Source organism: Mediterraneibacter gnavus ATCC 29149 (assembly GCF_008121495.1).
In the GTDB taxonomy this organism is placed as follows: Bacteria; Bacillota; Clostridia; order Lachnospirales; family Lachnospiraceae; genus Mediterraneibacter; species Mediterraneibacter gnavus.
This window is the reverse complement of sequence record NZ_CP043051.1, coordinates 1131538-1149370: the sequence shown is the minus strand read 5'-3', so window position 1 is coordinate 1149370 and position 17833 is coordinate 1131538. Positions and strand designations below refer to the sequence as shown.

The 17833-nt window shown below is 40.1% G+C and carries 14 protein-coding genes; 9 read left to right on the top strand and 5 right to left on the bottom strand.

Translation table 11 applies throughout. From position 1 onward, the window contains the following. Positions 1-7 precede the first annotated feature (7 nt). Positions 8-1213, top strand: a complete 1206-nt coding sequence (locus tag FXV78_RS05570; protein WP_009244191.1) for a tyrosine-type recombinase/integrase — start codon at positions 8-10, stop codon at positions 1211-1213. Positions 1214-1545: 332 nt separating this feature from the next. On the opposite strand, the gene FXV78_RS05565 is transcribed toward FXV78_RS05570, so the two are convergent. Further along, entirely contained in the window at positions 1546-2352 is an 807-nt protein-coding gene (locus tag FXV78_RS05565; protein ID WP_004844106.1) for a GH25 family lysozyme, read from the bottom strand. A gap of 217 nt (positions 2353-2569) precedes the next feature. Here FXV78_RS05565 and FXV78_RS05560 point away from each other — a divergent pair, with 217 nt between their 5' ends. From FXV78_RS05560 to FXV78_RS05545, 4 genes are all read left to right on the top strand, one after another. Beyond that, on the top strand, positions 2570-3265 hold the full coding sequence (locus FXV78_RS05560) for a response regulator transcription factor (RefSeq protein ID WP_009244190.1): 696 nt from the start codon (positions 2570-2572) through the stop codon (positions 3263-3265). Positions 3266-3278: 13 nt separating this feature from the next. Continuing rightward, positions 3279-5882, top strand: coding sequence for a HAMP domain-containing sensor histidine kinase (locus FXV78_RS05555; protein ID WP_004844104.1), 2604 nt, complete (start codon positions 3279-3281; stop codon positions 5880-5882). A gap of 129 nt (positions 5883-6011) precedes the next feature. After that, positions 6012-7181 (top strand): class I SAM-dependent methyltransferase, encoded by a 1170-nt coding sequence (locus tag FXV78_RS05550; protein ID WP_004844103.1) that lies wholly within the window; start codon positions 6012-6014, stop codon positions 7179-7181. Further along, the gene (locus tag FXV78_RS05545; protein ID WP_004844102.1) at positions 7178-9610 is read left to right on the top strand and encodes a C39 family peptidase; all 2433 of its coding nucleotides are present in this window, start codon (positions 7178-7180) and stop codon (positions 9608-9610) included. Before FXV78_RS05550 ends, FXV78_RS05545 begins: the two co-directional genes overlap by 4 nt. A 61-nt stretch (positions 9611-9671) precedes the next feature. Here the strand turns inward: FXV78_RS05545 and FXV78_RS05540 are convergent, their stop codons facing one another. Continuing rightward, on the bottom strand, positions 9672-10166 hold the full coding sequence (locus tag FXV78_RS05540; RefSeq protein WP_004844101.1) for a QueT transporter family protein: 495 nt from the start codon (positions 10164-10166) through the stop codon (positions 9672-9674). Positions 10167-10397: 231 nt separating this feature from the next. Between FXV78_RS05540 and FXV78_RS18175 the strand changes: the two genes are divergently transcribed. The 4 genes from FXV78_RS18175 to FXV78_RS05515 all read left to right on the top strand — a co-directional run bounded on the left by FXV78_RS18175 (position 10398) and on the right by FXV78_RS05515 (position 14235). Beyond that, entirely contained in the window at positions 10398-10646 is a 249-nt protein-coding gene (locus FXV78_RS18175; protein ID WP_226972112.1) for a DnaB-like helicase C-terminal domain-containing protein, read from the top strand. Positions 10647-10863: 217 nt separating this feature from the next. Beyond that, the gene (locus FXV78_RS05525) at positions 10864-11067 is read left to right on the top strand and encodes a hypothetical protein (protein WP_081448196.1); all 204 of its coding nucleotides are present in this window, start codon (positions 10864-10866) and stop codon (positions 11065-11067) included. Between the two features lie 14 nt (positions 11068-11081). After that, positions 11082-11636 carry a hypothetical protein gene (locus FXV78_RS05520; protein WP_004844097.1) on the top strand — a complete coding sequence of 185 codons (555 nt, stop codon included), beginning with the start codon at positions 11082-11084 and terminating at the stop codon, positions 11634-11636. A gap of 1090 nt (positions 11637-12726) precedes the next feature. Next, entirely contained in the window at positions 12727-14235 is a 1509-nt protein-coding gene (locus FXV78_RS05515) for a MarR family transcriptional regulator (RefSeq protein WP_118227401.1), read from the top strand. Positions 14236-14398: 163 nt separating this feature from the next. On the opposite strand, the gene FXV78_RS05510 is transcribed toward FXV78_RS05515, so the two are convergent. The 3 genes from FXV78_RS05510 to FXV78_RS05500 all read right to left on the bottom strand — a co-directional run bounded on the left by FXV78_RS05510 (position 14399) and on the right by FXV78_RS05500 (position 17604). Continuing rightward, positions 14399-14647 (bottom strand): hypothetical protein, encoded by a 249-nt coding sequence (locus tag FXV78_RS05510; protein ID WP_004843981.1) that lies wholly within the window; start codon positions 14645-14647, stop codon positions 14399-14401. A 728-nt stretch (positions 14648-15375) separates the two neighbouring features. Further along, complete coding sequence (locus FXV78_RS05505) at positions 15376-15666, bottom strand: DUF4318 domain-containing protein (RefSeq protein ID WP_004843983.1); 291 nt, start codon at positions 15664-15666, stop codon at positions 15376-15378. A gap of 39 nt (positions 15667-15705) precedes the next feature. Continuing rightward, positions 15706-17604, bottom strand: coding sequence for a PfkB family carbohydrate kinase (locus FXV78_RS05500; protein WP_004843984.1), 1899 nt, complete (start codon positions 17602-17604; stop codon positions 15706-15708). Positions 17605-17833: the final 229 nt, after the last annotated feature.

The window sequence follows — 17833 nt, the reverse complement described above, 5'->3', positions numbered from 1 at the left end:
GTGCAGATTGGGCAAGGACTTAAAAGGAAATCCATTACCGCCGGGAATTATGCAGAGAAAAAGCGGAATTTACAGAGGGCGGTTTTATTACAAAGGAGAAACGTATACAAAAGATAATGCGGACTTAAAAAAGTTAGTTCAAGAAATGGAAGATTTACGCTATGAAGTCAAGCATGGGTTGAAAGGAAAGGGCGATAATATCACTCTGGATACATGGTTTGATATCTGGCTGAATACCCATAAGAAGCGGACTATCAAGGAGAGTACACAAGTACGTTATGATGATTTTTACAGACGTTACATAAAGAAGCAGATAGGAAAACAACGTGTGGCAGATTTTAATCCGATTATTTTGGAACGTCTGCTTCAGAATATGGCAGATGATGATTACAGCACAAAGACTATACGGGATGTGTATAATATTCTCAATGCTATGTTCAAATATGCAGTGCATAACAGGATTCTTACATTCAACCCATGTGCAGGAGTGGAAGTTCCCAAAACAAAGACAAAACAGATACGGGTACTGACTGTGAAAGAACAACGGGAAGTATTGGAACACGCAAAGGAGAGAATACACGAGAATCTCATACAGGTAGCACTCGGAACGGGAATGCGTGGCGGAGAACTGCTTGGGCTTACATGGGATGATGTAGATTTTCGGAAACGGGAAATTTCTGTAAATAAAACGTTGGTGTATATCAAAGATAAGGAAACAAAGAAGTATGTATTCAAGTACCAGACACCAAAGACAAAGAACAGTATACGGACGATTCCCATGCAGGACAGTGTGTATAAGGCTTTAAAACGTCAGTGGATTCAGTTGAAAGAAATGCAGTTGTCAGCTAGTGAATGGCAACCATTAGAGGGATTTGAAAATCTTGTGTTTGTTGGAAAGAACGGAAAACCGATTACAGAACACACCTTTCAAGTGACGTTAGACTGGATAGAAAAATCTATCAATAAGGAACGAAAAAAGCAGGCAGAGAAAAACAAGACAGTGTTTATACCGATTCCGCATTTTTATCCACATGCACTTCGTCATACTTTTGCAACGCGTTGTTTTGAAGCCGGGATTGACGCAAAGGTAGTACAAGGATTCCTCGGACATTATTCCATAGCAATCACACTGGATTTGTATACGCACGTCACAGATGATAAAGCAAAATCGGAAATGGATAAATTACAGAATTTGTATAAGGAAATCATATAATCAGAACAAGAATAAGAAAGAGAATAGAAAAGGTGCAACATTTCTTTAGAAAATTATTTGACCGAGATTTGACCGAAGCGGATTTTGCAACAAGTACAGAACAGCGAAAACCCGCTAACCACAAGGGCTAACGGGCTTCGTTGTTTTATAGTTATCTAAAGGAATGAGAGTAAAGTGTGACATCTTGGGTCGCCCCAAGATGCCGTTACTTTATGAGGGGGGAGATAGTTGTTTATCAACTATCTGAGTATTAGTATACGGAATAAATGTGTCCAAAGTATGTTGAATCTATTAAAGAAATAGAAAAATTCTTATGAAATTCTTAAAACATGTCAGGATTTTGGAATCCGTATTGTATTCCCGGCATAGATCAGATTTGGATTTTGAATGTTGTTTAATGCTTGCAAAGTGGCAATAGTTGTTCCAAATCGCTGGGCAATTTCACTCAGCGTATCTCCGGATCGTATCACATAAGCGGTATATTGCGGGGCGGGTGGTTTCGGTTTCTGAGACAAATGATTTAGTCCTGCATTTTTTATAATAGAAGGATAATCAACAAAAACATAGTCCAGATCAACGTCCCCGGATATTCCGGCGATCTCTCCCTGACTTGTGAATTGCCACATCTGGCAGTCTGTATTATCCAGCTTGCTGTTATAAAAAGCGTACCACAGTGCATATCTTGAAGAAAGTGACAGAAGACGGTACGTTTTGAGGAAATTCCGGTTGCTGTAATACATTGCAAAATATCCGTTTTTTTCCATTCTGTCACAAAAATTCTGCACAATTTTCCCTACGGTTTCCGGTGTGAAAGCAACTCCGTTTTGTGCGGCATAGTTTACAGATGCCTGTTCAATATCGTAGCATACAGGATAATCGAGACGATAACCGGAGATTGCTTTGAGACAGCCATCAGCTTCCTGGCGTGCAATCTCCGGAGTCAGGGCATAGCAGAACCAATAGACTCCGATCGGGAGACCAATCCGGTTACATTCTGAGGCATTGCGTTTAAATTGTGGATCAATCGTGTTAAAACCATAGCCGGCACGGAGCATGGCAAACTGATAGCCTGCGGCTTTGACCTTTTCCCAATCTACATTTCCTTGAAATTCGCTGACATCCAGTCCTTTTATTTGCATTATATAATCCTTTCATAAAATATAAAAACGGGTTTCTTATGTTTATTATATGAAAAAATGAGGAATATGTGCAGAGTAGCAGTGATTGTTTTTCATAAGGATTATAACGGCATTGTTACAAACAGAAATGAAATCGAATTAAGAATTTCCTAAGATTTTCCCCAATGGCTCTTAAAAAAATGAGAATATCATGTATACTGTAAAGGAGGTGATGAAAATGTATAGTATTTTAGTTTGTGATGATGATAAAGAAATAGTAGAAGCAATTGAAATATATCTTACACAGGAAGGGTATCAGGTTCTGAAGGCTTATGATGGGATGCAGGCATTAAAGATGCTGGAGACGGAAACGGTGCATCTTTTGATTCTGGATGTTATGATGCCGCGTCTGGACGGGATCAGGGCGACTTTGAAGATCCGTGAAACGAACAGTATTCCAATTATCATTTTATCGGCAAAATCTGAAGATGCGGATAAGATTCTGGGGTTGAATATCGGAGCGGATGATTATATGACAAAACCATTCAATCCACTGGAGCTGGTTGCAAGAGTGAAATCTCAGCTTCGTCGTTACACACAGCTTGGCGGGAATGTGAGTAGTACGCAGGAGACGATTTATGAGGTTGGCGGCCTTCGGATCAATGATGATCTGAAAGAAGTAACGGTAGACGGAGAAATGGTGCGCCTTACTCCGATTGAATACAATATTTTATTGCTTTTGATGAAGAATCAGGGAAGAGTATTTTCGATTAATCAGATTTACGAATCCATCTGGAATGAAGATGCAATCGGAGCGGATAATACGGTAGCAGTACATATTCGTCATATCCGGGAGAAGATTGAGATCAATCCAAAGGAACCGCGATATTTGAAAGTGGTATGGGGAGTAGGATATAAGATCGAGAAATTATAGAAGGGAGTTTTTCATGAGTAAATGGTATAAAAGTGCGCTTGTAAAAGGCATTTTGATCTTTCTTTCTGTTCTTTCGGCAATTACGGCACTGCTGAGTCTGGTGATTATTTCCACATATTCTGTAAGTGTAAAAGAAATCTGGAATAAAAAGCCGACAGAGTATACAGATTCCAAAGAATTTGAGAATCAGATGTGCCGGGCTACGATGGATGTTTTAGGTCAGATTTCCTATGAAGATATTTTCGAGACAGATGGAAAAAACAATCCGGATAAGCTGATCGATATCATGCAGTATGGATATAACGGAAGGCACTATGATGAAGAGACGGAAAGACTGCGGTATAAACTCTCGGATCTTCAGAAATGGAGTGAGGAGTATCAAAATAACTATGCAACGCAGGAAAATCCCATCGTTGTCTGTCAAAAAGCAGATAAAACCTATCATTACTATTACTGGGATGAATTTTTAAGTCTGCTGAAAAAGAAAACGCTGACAGTGGATATAGATGGATATACATCTGATGAGATTGTAAATGCACTGGCTTCTGGAAATGTGAGTCTCAGTCAATTTGCCGGACATGATATTCTGGATGAAAAAGGCGAGACGGTGTACCGGGATTTCTGGGGATTCAGTGGTGCCATTGAAGAAGAGGCGCGGCCGGATGGAGGAAATAATATTCTGGATGTTGTAAATCAGACGCCGCAGCTGAATGGAAAGCTGAGTGAAGTGTATGCACAATTGGGCAGCATCCTGTCAAATCTTTATTATGATTTCCAGTCTTATCAGAACAGTGCAGAATGGACAGAGGGAAATACAAACTTTGCCTATATTTTTGTTGATAAAGAAACAAAAAAAGTTTATACAAATCGCAAGGAATATCAGGATTACAACAGTGTAAAAGAAAATATCTCAGATATTCAGAAAAATGCGAAGTATATGATTGTTCAGCCAAAGCTTTCTGATTTTAAGACCAATATGGATATCACAGCAAATGACTGGAAGGAGTTTGTAAAGTCACAGCGCAGAAACAGCAACGGTGATTTTATTTTTGCAGCGGCAGTAGATACCAGGTTTTCAATACAGGATTCTTTTTATCTGGATAAGAAATTATATGATGAATATGCACCTTATATCAATCGTGCGGTGATCCTGCTCGGTGCGGCAGTATTACTGATAATCGTGAGTTTGATATGGCTGACAGTGGTCGCCGGAAGAAACAACCGAAGTGACGGAGTGCATTTGAATGTATTTGACAGATGGAAAACGGAGCTTGCAGCAGTGTTTGTGATTGGGATCTGGATAATTCCGATGATGTTCTGGATGAATAATGGGAATATGGCCCTCGGGTATTTTGCAGAAAGCACGGATTTGATGACTGCAACGATCGGATATTCTTATGAATATGCATCCGGATATGTTCCGACAATGCAAGATATGATCCAACTTGCATGTACAGCGGCTTATACCATGATCATGTTCCTGGTCGGATATCTGAGCCTGGTCCGCAGGATAAAAGCGGGAACGATGTGGAAGAACAGCGTATTGTATGCGTTTTGCAGATTCTTTAGAATATTCTGGAGAAACAGAAATGTGGTGTGGAGAATGGTTGTATCAGGGGTGATACTGATTGGAATCCACTGGATGCTGGCATTATTCAGAACGCCGGGATTTGTGCTGATCACGCTGGCAGCAGATGCATTCATTGTGTATTATCTGGTATTGAATGCGATTGCAAAGAATAAAATCATAAAAGGAATCAAAGCAGTTGCAGGAGGAGATCTGGAATATCAGATTTCTCTGGAACATCTCAGAGGAGAACAGCGTGAAGTAGCAGAAATGCTGAATGATATCGGAACCGGATTGCAGAAGGCTGTGGAAAAAAGCGTGAAAAGCGAGCGTCTGAAAACGGATCTGATCACAAATGTATCTCATGATATCAAAACACCGCTAACTTCCATTATCAATTACGTGGATATCCTGAAACGATCCAATATTGAAGATCCTAAGATACAGGGGTATCTGGAAATTTTGGAGGCAAAAGCACAGCGTCTGAAAACATTGACAGAGGATGTTGTAGAAGCATCCAAGGTGAGCAGCGGGAATATCAATCTGCAGTTGATGGATGTCAATCTGGTAGAGATGATGAATCAGACGACGGGAGAGTTTGCAGAAAAATTTGAACATAAGAATCTGGAGCTGATTCAGACACTTCCAAATGAGCCGGCGATTATTCATGTAGATGGAAGAAGAATGTGGAGAGTATTGGAAAATCTTTATAATAATGCGGCGAAGTATGCAATGCCGGGGACGAGAATTTATGCAGATCTGCGCACTGATAAGGATGAAGTGATATTTTCTTTGAAAAATGTTTCGGAGTATCCGCTCAATTTCTCAGCAGATGAACTGACAGAACGTTTTATTCGCGGTGATATTTCAAGGAGTACCGAAGGAAGCGGACTGGGATTATCGATTGCGAAAAGTCTGGTACAGATGCAGGGCGGAAAACTGGAATTATATCTGGACGGAGATCTTTTTAAGGCGACAGTTCGTTTTAGAAAAGCAGATAAAAAAGAACAAGATTCATGTTTTTTCAGAGAGAATTCTGAAGAAGAGTAGGAGAGGCGGGAATTTTTCCCGTCTTCTTTTAATTTAAGACTTGTTTTATTGCACGAGACTTTATTTTGTTTTACAATAGTTACTGTTCACACATAGCTTATATAGAAAACAAATGACAAGGGGAATCGCATGGAAACGATCAAAAAATTATTATCAGATATTTTAAATATAGAATTTGTTCAGGCAGTTTTGAGCAATCCGAGGAAAAAAGAGGGAATTTTAAAGGTAAAGGTTCGGCCGATCGAGAAAAAAGGCAATTTATTTTTTCAACTGGAGTCTTTTACAAAAACACAGGCCTTTCATGAGAATCTGGACCCGATTTCGGCACGAGACCGATTGCTGGAATATATGGAAGAATTCCGGCAGATGCAGGCATCTACAGTGCATATGAATTACACTGTTTTAGTGAGCAAAAAAGGCAAGGTAACCATTCAGAAAAAAGCGTCAAAAGGCAGTGTAAGACCGGTAGAATTGTCACATAATAGAAGTAAGAAATATATTTTAGAGGAAGGAATTCCGGTTCCATTTCTCCAGGATCTGGGTGTGATGACAAAGGATGGAAAAATTGTACATTCCAGATTTGATAAATTCCGGCAGATCAACCGGTTTTTGGAATTTATTGAGGATATTCTTCCAAAACTTGAGAAAGACAGAGAGATCACGATTCTGGATTTTGGATGTGGAAAATCGTATCTGACATTTGCCATGTATTATTATCTGCATGTTCTGAAGGAATACGATATCCGTATCATCGGGTTAGATCTGAAATCGGATGTCATTCATCATTGTAATGAGTTAAGCCGCAAATATGGATATGACAAACTGGAATTTCTGGTGGGAGATATCGCGGATTATGAAGGTGTCAGAGAAGTGGATATGGTTGTGACGCTTCATGCCTGTGATACAGCGACAGATTTTGCACTTGCCAAAGCGGTGGGATGGAATGCGAAGGTCATCCTGTCGGTTCCATGCTGTCAGCATGAATTGAATGGGCAGATGCAACGGGAAGGAGCCGGATATGATAAGCTGGCGCCGATTCTGGATTATGGTCTTTTAAAAGAGCGGTTTGCGGCGCTTCTGACAGACGGACTTCGAGCGAAATATTTGGAGCAGTCTGGTTATGAGACTCAGGTTCTGGAATTTATCGATATGGAACATACGCCGAAAAATATTCTTCTGCGTGCAGTAAAGACGAATCAGGCAAAACAGGGGAGTGAAAGCCAGGTTTGGGAGTGCAGGAAATTTTTGGGGATTGACCCAATGCTGGGAGTGTTATTAGATAAGGGGACAGAATCATGAAAAAAAGAATGAGAAAGGCAGGAATACTCCTTGTAGTATTTGTGGCAGCAATTTTTGTCAGCAGTCTGTTTATGAACAATGGTGTAGACGATCAGATCATCGATCTGGGAGATCCTACACTTCCGAGAATCTCATTTCAAAAGGAAGGCAGGACTGTGAATGCTCTGGCCGGCTATGTAAATGAGATGGATGTTACGGCAATGCGGGACACCATTACACCCCTGGAGGCAAACGGAACACTTCAGATACAGATTGAAGAGTTTGGAAATAAAATCACAGGCGTTGAATATAAAGTGTATTCGCTGAATGGAGAGGAAACCTATCTGGAAGGCAAACAGAAGGATATTTCTGATGAGACGATTTTGCTGGATCTGAAAAAAGGTCTTCCGGATGAAGTTTCAGAAGCTGTTCTGGAAGTGATTCTTTCCATGGAGGAGGAACAGGCTCACTTTTATACCAGAATTACAAGACCGGATGAACTTTCTTTAAAAGAATGTCTGGATTTTGCCCAGGATTTTCATGCAAAGACGCTGGAAAAAAACAGTCAGGAGGAATTGAAAAACTATCTTGAAACGAGTGCAGAAGGGGACAATACAACTTACCAGACTGTTACCATCCATTCTGATGCAGATCATGTGACATGGGGAAATCTGAGTCCGCAGGTGGTTGAGGAACCGGAGTGGAGCATTAAAGAGAGCAATTCCGTCTATACGTCGCTGCTTGCACAGTATCAGGTGACATGTGCCGGAGATACGGGAGAGATCGAGACGTATGATGTCCGCGAGTTTTTCAGGATTCGCTACGTGCAGGGGGAAATCTACCTTTTGGATTATAATCGGAAGATGGAACAGATTTTTGATGCAAATCAGAAAGTGCTGGATCAGAACGGGATTCTTCTGGGTATAGCATCGTCCGATATATTGTATGAAACAAATTCGTCAGGAAATATTGTTTCTTTCGTGAGAAATGGAAATTTATGGACATACAATGTAAAGCAGAATGAGCTTGCACAGGTATTCAGTTTTAGCAATATCGAAGGAAATGATGCTCGGAGCAGGTGTGACCAGCATAATATCCGGATCATCAGTGTGGAAAAGAATGGAAGTACTGCGTTTGCAGTTTATGGGTATATGAATCGCGGAGCACATGAGGGAGAAGTCGGAGTTGATATTTACTATTATGATATTGAAAAAAATGTAGTACAGGAAAAAGCGTTTATTCCAAGTACAAAATCATTTGCAATCGCAGAGGAAGAGCTTGGAAAAATGGTGTATTACAATCAGGATCAGAATCTTTCGTATATTCTGGCAGGCGGAAAGTTTTACAAGATAGATCTGACAAAGGATGAGCAGACAGTGTTGGCAAAAAATCTGGAAGAAGGGCAGTATACGGTGTCTGCAGACGGGCATTTGATCGCATACCAGACGTCAGGAACGATCAATACCGCACAGGAAATCAAGGTATTGAATCTGAAAACAGATGAAGAAAATGCTGTAGCCGCAAAATCAGGGGAAGCAATCAGACCGCTTGGATTTATCGGATCAGATTTTGTGTATGGATATCTGCGGCAGGGAGATGTCGGTCATACGGCAGCGGGAGGGGAACTGTTCCCGATGTATGAGCTGGAGATCAGAAATTCAGAAAATGAAGTGATGAAGACATACTCAGCAGATAAGATTTATATATCCGATGTATTTATTGAAGAAAATATGATGACTCTGAACAGGGTTGTAAAATCAGGAGAGACTTATACAGTTACCAGTCAGGATTATATCAGCAGTAACGAAGAAAAGAAGACAAAAAGTATAACTCTGGAAGCTTTCAGTACAGATTTAAAAGAAAAGCAGATGCGGCTGACTTATGAAAAAGGAATTTCCGATACTGTTCCTAAAATCCTGCGTCCGAAGCAGGTGGTGGGGAAAAAGCCGATCACGATCACGCTGAATGACAAGTCGAAGTCTGAAAAGTACTATGTATATGGAATGGGAGAACTGGTTGCGATTTACGATAAGGCGGCTTATGCAATTCAGAGAGCAGAGCAGATTTCGGGAGTAGTAATCTCATCAGAACAGGCATATGTATGGGAAAAAGGCAACAGAGATCTGGTTTATGATACAGAGACAGCACCGTTTGGAAATGGAGAAGGAAAGACCTCTCTTCAGACCTGTGAAGAGGTGATGGCAGCGTATAATGCCAAAAAAGTAGACCTGACCGGATGTAGTCTGGAACAGGTTCTGTATATTATCAACAAGGGCCTTCCGGTCATTGCGATGACAGATGCCAATCATGCGATCCTGCTGACAGGATATAGTATGACGGATATCACTTACATCGATCCGGATACAGCATCCCAAAATACAGTTTCGATTGAACAGATGAGCGCTATGATAGCAGGAAGTGGAAACACGTTTATCGGTTATATGAAATAACAGAAAAAGGAAGAAGTCTTTGAGAGAATTTATTCTCTGTGAAAGAACTTCTTCCTTTTTGTTATTGACGGAAAATAACTGTCTTATATTTATTCAGAGCGGTGTAGACAATCATACCCAATATTCCACATGAGAGAACTTCACCAATTCCCACGGTAAGCATCTGGAATGGAATTGGAAGCAGAATCTGATATCCATAATAAAGAACAAATGGAATCAGAACTGTATTTGCAATAATCGGCGGCAGTGGTGCGAGCCATTTGCTGCGGTTTCTCAGAAGATAGGTGAAAATAGCACCGAGCAGAGTTGCCATGCTTCCGACAATAATGTCAGGAAGAATTGCGCCTCCTAAAATATTTCCGATCAGACATCCCACAAAGAGTCCGGGAATTGCAGCCGGAGTGAAGGCGGGGAGGATGGTCAGTGCTTCTGCGATACGAAACTGAATCTGTCCGAAACTGATCGGGGCAAATACGATGGTCAGGACCACATAAATCGCAGCGATCATTGCTGACTGTACCAGAAACAGTACGCTGATTGTTTTTTCTTTTTTCATAGATCAAAATCTCCTTTAGTTTTATTTTACGTGTGGAAGGTCTCGAACACACGATAGTTGATTGCTGGAAATGCCTTAAATACGCCACTTTCAGCAGGTGGAATTGTAGCACAGACAAGCGTAAAAATCAAGCTGTACCCACAATTTACCCACAATGAGAATAAAAGCACTCGATCCGGGGAGTGCTTTCATTTATTTTGTTTAGCTTTAGCTCGGCGTCTTCTTTGCGCCATGCGGTCATTGCAAGTATCAGAAGCCGGAGACATTGAACAGGATGCAAGCATTATCATTTTGTTGTGGAATCTGGACAATGAGGATAAGACCAGGAAAGGTCTGAAAGTGGATAAGAACCGGCAGGGAGAACTAGGGAAGATTGTATACCGCTTTGATGGAAATGAAATGCGATTCCAGGAAACAGAAGAGGAACTCAAAAGCAAAGATGGATTCAAGACGGTACGGACACCGACACCGTTTGATTAAAAGATGGGCAGCGTAAAATTATTAAAAGGCAGTGAAGAATTTGAAATGTTTCAGGACTATTGGAAAATGATGCAATCAGTCTGGAGCGTAGAGAACACAAAGGAATACTGGGAGAAGGTAGTAGAAGATACCGACAGATTTTACAGGAAGTACCAGACAGAGTTCTCGAAAGAATTAGCACTGGCACTTGCAAACGAATTGGAAAGGAAAGCGAAACATGAAGCAGAGCAGACTACTGTTCAAGAAAGAATGGGTATCCATTTTGGCAGATGCAGGGGAACGAGTTGGGGAGAATGAAGAAACATTCCATGAGGTGGAAGGGGAACTGATAGAGTTTCGGGAAACATCGGGAATTGTAGTTTTAAAGGGCGGCATCCTTGCGTCAGTTCCAATGTATCGAATTCAAATGTTAGAAGCGTAGGAGGAAAACAAAGTATGAGCAAATTATTTTTTGAAATGACAGAAACAGAAGCACAGTTACAGAATATTTTAAACAGTCTGGAATATGCGCAGTACCAGATGTCAACCGGGATCAACGGATACGGCAACGGCACTATGACAAGAGAAGAGCATCAAGAAACAGAGCGGAGCGTGCGGAGTTTGTTAGTGGTAGCTATGAGCGGTATACAGAAGCTGATCGGAGAGTATGCATCACTGGAAGAAGATGGACTGTTGCCAGAAATGGCAGCGGAAGAAATCATGCAGATCAATGCAGAAAGCGTGGATCAGTACGAAGCAATCCAGAAAGCCTTCCGGCTTGGAATGGAGAAAGCGAAGTCAGAGAATGTTGTAGAACATCCGGTATATGGATCAGAGGACATGGAAGAGTTGAGACAGTGCGTTTTGATCGATCTGGAAGATTGCATGACAAAAGACCGGGAGACCGGAGAAAAGGGAGAAGCTCTTTGCATGACGTTCCAGAACGAAGAAGGGAAGTATATTATTATCAAGCACACTATAACAAACTTATTTTTCATCTTTAAGGCGTAATAAAAGAGGTCTTGGAATAAAGGAATCTGACGTATTTTCCATCAAATTGTTTTATCCTGAGACCTCTTGTGTTATCATATGGTTTTGTAACCATGAAATTAAGAAAGCAGAAACCTCCCCTACCAAAGTTTAGTTTCTGCCTTCACCTAAACATGGCTCTTATAAACGCAGCATCCAGCTTGCTGACAGGATCCTCTCCCTTTCCGTTGTTCGTGTGTACTGCAAAATCTGCGGACATACCCATGCATTACTGCTTTCATCCATGGTCCCGTATTCCCAGATCCCCCTGGCCCTGCACGTCCGTCTGATTCAGCTATTGCAACAGAATCCAGAGCAATTCAGATTAGGAAGAGTGGAACGGGTGAAGGGTACTATTGTGTCTAAAGAATATTTCTTTCCAAAAAGATTCGTTACAATTCGGTCAAGAGATATTAAGCGAGAATTAACAGAAGAACAGCGGAAAGAAATTGCAGAACGGCTCAAGAAGTTATCATAAAATCAATTCTGCGCTTTAAAACTCCATACAGGATAGAGGAAATTATAGTTTAAATCTATTCAGTGAGGAAAATGTTAGGGTAAAGGGGTAAAATTGATTTTTCATTGAAATACTACAGTAAATACAGACCGTTAGAAAATGGGATGCATTGGCAGCAGAGGAATTGAAAGCAAGTTGAGAATATGCTATAATCTCGGCATGGGAAACCAAAGCCGGGCGGCTTACCCTCTTTTACGGAGGGGCGACCCTCCAGACGAAAGAAAGGAGGGCGATGCCAATGTGTGTTACATATACTGATCTGATTCAGTTGTTAATATTCATTGTTGCCCTTGTTAGTCTTTGTTATGAGATTTTCAAGGATAAACGAAAATAGCCGCCATTACTGCGAATAATGACGGCTGTTTGTAAAAACAGTTTCTAAATTTTCGGGGTAAGCCGCTTGCGGTTTCCCTTTTTATATCTTCAATATAGCACATCTGTATCAATTCTGCAAGATAATAGGTTACATTTTACAGTCCCTAACCCGGATAAACCGGAAAAGTTATTTTTATTTTCTACCCCTTGTGTTATTCTAAAGAAAAAGGGGGTTTTTATATGTTACTCACTGATAAATACGCTGATAAAATTCATGGCATCATTACCTGTTATGACCGCATGATCATTCAGGGATATATCCCAAACTGGAGCCATGCGGAAGCAATGACTGCCTATATGAAACTCAACGGTATCCGTATTTTTGATTATCCCACCAGTTTCTCCCAGCCCCTTACGGAACAGGTCCGTCAGAATGCGGAAAAGATTGCTCACGAAAATGGAATGGAAATTGAGTTCATCCGAAAACTCCATGCTTTTCGAAAAGATGACCGCATCCAGAACATCATTGCCGAAACCGGAAAAACGGAAGGTCTGATCCATATCTTTTCTGCTATGGAATGCTGTAATACCTACAGGCCCTGGCATGATAAAACAACTGGGAAGACCTTCCTGAAGTTTGACCAGAGCAAGTGTCTTCATTACTATTTCTATTTTATCGACAGGGAACTTGGCCTTTGCTATCTTCGTGTCCCTACATGGCCGCCTTTCCGTCTTCAGTTTTACATGAACGGTCATAACCTGCTCGCCTATAAGCTTGATAAAAAACAGCTTTCTTACCGGATGCAGGACAACGCGTTCCTTGAAATCTCCGATATTGAAACTGCTCAGAAACTTTCTGACCGTATCAACCCGCAAGGGCTCCATAAAGTTCTCGATGTCTTTGCCAGACGCTACAGTCCCGTTCCGGAATCTCTCGGGCTGGGTTATACCTGGACGGTTCAGCAGATCGAATGTGCCACGGATATCATGTTCCGTAAGCCGGAATACCTGGCACCAATCTATGATGAAATCATCCACACTGCGATATATACTGTGAAGCCTGACAACATCGCCACTTTCCTTGGACAGCGAATCACTTATAACTGTACCAAAGAGATTGGCACAAACTATAATCAGCGCATCCTCGGAACGAGGATCAAGCACCACATGGGTGATGTGTCCATAAAAATGTATGACAAGTTTGGCTGTGTACTGCGAATTGAAAGCACCTGCAATGATATCAGTACGTTCCGTGTGGAGCGGGAAGTTCAGCATAGGGATGGAACATCCGATATTCGGAAAGCCCCTTTAAAAAAGAGTATTTACAGCTTATATCAGTTATTCACAATCCTGAAATCTGCGAATTACAGATATCTTGAATTTATCTCATCCTTTGATGATCACAGCAGCGGCAGGAAGAAATTGGATGAAGTCAGTCATTCCCGGAGGGAAAAGGAACGAACCTATCGCGGATTCAACTTTTTTGATTCCCGTGATCTGTCTGTACTGGAAGCCATCAGCAAAGGGGAATACATGACATTCGGGATACAAGGAAAACAGATCCGCCAGCATCTTCCGAAAATCACTCCGTCTGCCATGACAAGGAGCTTTAAACGTCTGAAAGTCCATGGACTGATTGAAAAAATCCCAGGATCCTATAAATATTTGATAACGGCTCTTGGAAAAGAGATCATAGCTGCTGGTTTATCGATAAAAAACCTTATCCTTGTTCCAGCGCTTACATCTTGATTTTCCTGATGCCGAAATTTTGCCATTTTGCGTAGAAAATCATTTATAAGTGGCCTAAGATCTCTGTACAGATCAAAGTATATCCGGAATAAAATCGTCCGTGGATAAGTTGTGCTTCGGCAGTATATTTTGTTTTCCATCCATTCTAACAACATCATAGGATTCAGCCGGTAAAGACAGAGCATTTTTGTACACATTTTTCAGCTAATTTGATTCCTTCTTTTGTTACGCTGTTATATCCAATGTTGCCTAATCCACGTTCTAAAATAGCTTGACGCTTATCAAACATTGACATTATATATCTATACAAATGCAAACCGTCTTCTTCATTTCTGAAATTCCATTTTGATTTTCTCGATCGTGCTGTACTTAATACTTCTTCTTTCCATAAGCGAAGTAATTTTTCCTTCACTCCAGCATCTTGGATAGTTATGGAATCAACAGTAACCCATTCTTCTAGAATTTTTTCAAGTCTCTCATTTTTAAAATATAATGAAAGCTGTGTTTTCTGTGAGTTTATACCGCGAGCTAACGCTTTTCAATCTTCGGGAGTTATATATCCCGTTTTGATACCAATAATGAAAAAGTAATTATATACTCTATTTGAAATGGGAGTTGCTAACTTAGAGTGAATACAGACGGTTGGAAAATGGGATGCATTGGCAGCAGGAAATTGAAATACAGTCAAGAATGTGATACACTTTCGATAGAACAACCGTGTTACAGGGTGGCTGACCTCTATTCTTACATAGAATGGGGGTGGTGCTGATGGACAAGAAACCGTTTGACTTTAAAGATCTTATGGCCTTTGGAATGTTCATTCTGGCATTGCTGACATTCGTATTTACGTTTATCAGATAATGTTTTAAGTATAGAAAAACCACCCTCTAAACTTTGACCGAGTGCCGAGGGTGGCAATTCTATGATTTGTCACTAATGCTATGAGGTCAACCCCTTGTGGGCGGTTGTTCCTTTTGTATTTTCAATATAGCACATCTGCATCAATTCTGCAAGGTGATAGGTTACATTTTCTGAATTTCTGGAATAGAAGATCCGGAGAGATTATTAACTTTCATAGAACCCGATAAATAAAGGAGATTACTGTAAAACGAACAGGTTTATGGGAACCTCCTTTATTTTTTATGTTTCTGTATCTTCTAATATCTCTGTACAGATCAAAGTGTATCCAGAATAAAATCGTCCGCGGATAAGTTGTGCTTCGGCAGTATATTTTGTTTTTCCATCCAATATAAAAGTGATTGGTTTATACTTACTGATATACTCCAGGTGGATTCCGTTTTTCAGGCAGTAATTTTCCAGTGCGGCCTGTATGACCAGAGAGTTTGGATAAACAAAATCCTTTTCATTTGGAAAACAATTCTGGTCATCCAGTTCGATGGAAAAAGATCTTTTAAAATGGTGTTTGAACATATCATATTCCCCCTTCTGATATGAAACGCTGATTATGTATTAAGTCTCATCTTGAAATAACGAAGGTTCTTTTTGGCGAATATAAGTTTCAAGACTGCTTCTGTCTATTAATGCTGGAACGACCCCTTCTCTTGAAATGCAGAATCCAGCAGCATATGTTGCAATTCGAACAGCCTTTTTTAAATCATATCCATAAAGCAGATAGGAAGCGAGTGCACTGATAAAGGCATCGCTGGCACCTGTTTTGTCAACTGCAGAAAAATCGGCAGCAGAAAAATATTGTTCCCAGTCCTTTGTTTTTACATAACAGCCTTTTTCCCGTAATGTAACAATTACAGCAGATATTCCACATTCCAGCATGGAAGCTGCCTGTGCTTCCATAGATGGATAGTATTTAGAACATAGCTCGAATAGTTCATCCTCGTTAGGAATTATAATATCAATATCAGCAAGCATTTCCCGTGTCATAGAAGAGCAGGCAGAAGGCTTTACGATGGTTTTTGCATGATATTTGTGTGCCATACGGCATGCCTCTCGCATAGTATCCAATGGAATCTCTGATTGAATCAGACAATATCCGGTGTTTTCAAATAAATGTTCTTTCTCGCAAATATCCTGAGGAGTGAAAATTCCGTTTGCCCCTGTGAGAATTGAAATCATAGAGTCACCATTAGAATCTACAAAGATATATGCTTTTCCTGTATCGGTTTGCAGACATCTTTTTACTCCATGGGTTTCTACCCCATTTTCATTTAATGCACGATAAATATTGTCAGAATCAAGATCAGAACCTACATTTCCAATCAGTGTTACACGATGTCCAAGTCTGGAAGCACCGATAGCCTGATTGATTCCTTTTCCGCCAGGATAAACGGAAGAGGTCGATGTGATGACTGTTTTTCCTGTATGTGGAAGCTGTGGAACATTTAGATAAGTATCCATATTGATGCTTCCTACAACTGTAATTTTTAAAGAGTTCAAATTAAATGGTATACCAATGGTAGCCGTATTATCTATCTTGAATCCTTCAGAAAATCCAGGAGTCCTTGTATGAGATTTTTCTATTCTGGCAATTATTTTTTCGCATAAATAAACACCAAAGTCTTTGTTGGATGCTGTGTAAGTAGAAATCTCAGGGAACGCCAGGGTTTCTGTTGCGTCATTTTTCAGGCAGATAAGAGAAAAATCTTCAGGTATTCGGTAATGTAAAGAATTCATAAGTTGGTAAAATTCAAGTGCTTTCTGATAATGTGAAGAGATAACAGCACTTATACGATGGGTGTTTACTTTATAGATTAAGGAGTCAGTAAACTCGTAAAAAATGAATTCTTTATCCAATTTCATATGATTATCAAATAAACATTTTTTATATCCTGATAAAAATGCGTCAGTTCTCCGCCCTTCTGTAAGCAGGCAGGCAATATTGTGGTGCTTTCGATCAATTAGTTCCTGCGTTAGCCGATAGGCAAATTCTTCATAAGGTAAGAATATGGAATTTTTTCCGCCTACAGGTCCAATAGTAAGGAAGGGTATATCTTTTGTTTTAAAGCAAGAAGCATAATCAAGGCTTTTTGTTTCAATAGGTTCCCAGATAATTCCATCGACATTGTTTTTACAGAGAGCAGTGATATTTTTGAATTCTTGTTCTGTACTCGAGTTACTATTACACACAATAGTCGTATATCCGTTTTTTTGAGCAGTCTGAATAATTCCATCCAGAGTCTTATCGAAAGAAATAGAGGAACGCAGTAGTATGCCAATAACCCATGTTTTTTGATGCGATGCAGCTGAAGAGTAGGGGGTATAATTATATTCTTTCACAATTTTTAATACACGTTCACGTGTTTCCTGACTGATACTTTCGTCTTTTTGGTTTACGATTTTGGATACAGTGGAGGTGGAAACTCCTGCAAGTTGGGCAATCTCTTTAATATTCATAAATTTTCCTCCAAATTATTGATATATCCATGATAGAGAAATTATAAAAATATGTCAACAAAACACTTCATATGAAATGTGCACAATTTTTACTCTCTAAAATTGTTGGTATTGATGTATTGGTGAAAATATATTGACAATAGGAGTAAATAAGTGATAAAACTTATATAAGAAAATAGTTTCGGAAATCTATTTCTTAAAATAAATGTAGGTATAGTAGAATAAAAGG

Excerpts from the sequence above, each read along its gene's own strand:
- FXV78_RS05565 (WP_004844106.1), bottom strand. The coding sequence starts at position 2,352 with ATGCAAATAAAAGGACTGGATGTCAGCGAATTTCAAGGAAATGTAGAT.
- FXV78_RS05560 (WP_009244190.1), top strand. The coding sequence starts at position 2,570 with ATGTATAGTATTTTAGTTTGTGATGATGATAAAGAAATAGTAGAAGCA.
- FXV78_RS05555 (WP_004844104.1), top strand. The coding sequence starts at position 3,279 with ATGAGTAAATGGTATAAAAGTGCGCTTGTAAAAGGCATTTTGATCTTT.
- FXV78_RS05550 (WP_004844103.1), top strand. The coding sequence starts at position 6,012 with ATGGAAACGATCAAAAAATTATTATCAGATATTTTAAATATAGAATTT.
- FXV78_RS05545 (WP_004844102.1), top strand. The coding sequence starts at position 7,178 with ATGAAAAAAAGAATGAGAAAGGCAGGAATACTCCTTGTAGTATTTGTG.
- FXV78_RS05540 (WP_004844101.1), bottom strand. The coding sequence starts at position 10,166 with ATGAAAAAAGAAAAAACAATCAGCGTACTGTTTCTGGTACAGTCAGCA.
- FXV78_RS18175 (WP_226972112.1), top strand. The coding sequence starts at position 10,398 with ATGCGGTCATTGCAAGTATCAGAAGCCGGAGACATTGAACAGGATGCA.
- FXV78_RS05525 (WP_081448196.1), top strand. The coding sequence starts at position 10,864 with ATGAAGCAGAGCAGACTACTGTTCAAGAAAGAATGGGTATCCATTTTG.
- FXV78_RS05520 (WP_004844097.1), top strand. The coding sequence starts at position 11,082 with ATGAGCAAATTATTTTTTGAAATGACAGAAACAGAAGCACAGTTACAG.
- FXV78_RS05515 (WP_118227401.1), top strand. The coding sequence starts at position 12,727 with ATGTTACTCACTGATAAATACGCTGATAAAATTCATGGCATCATTACC.
- FXV78_RS05505 (WP_004843983.1), bottom strand. The coding sequence starts at position 15,666 with ATGTTCAAACACCATTTTAAAAGATCTTTTTCCATCGAACTGGATGAC.
- FXV78_RS05500 (WP_004843984.1), bottom strand. The coding sequence starts at position 17,604 with ATGAATATTAAAGAGATTGCCCAACTTGCAGGAGTTTCCACCTCCACT.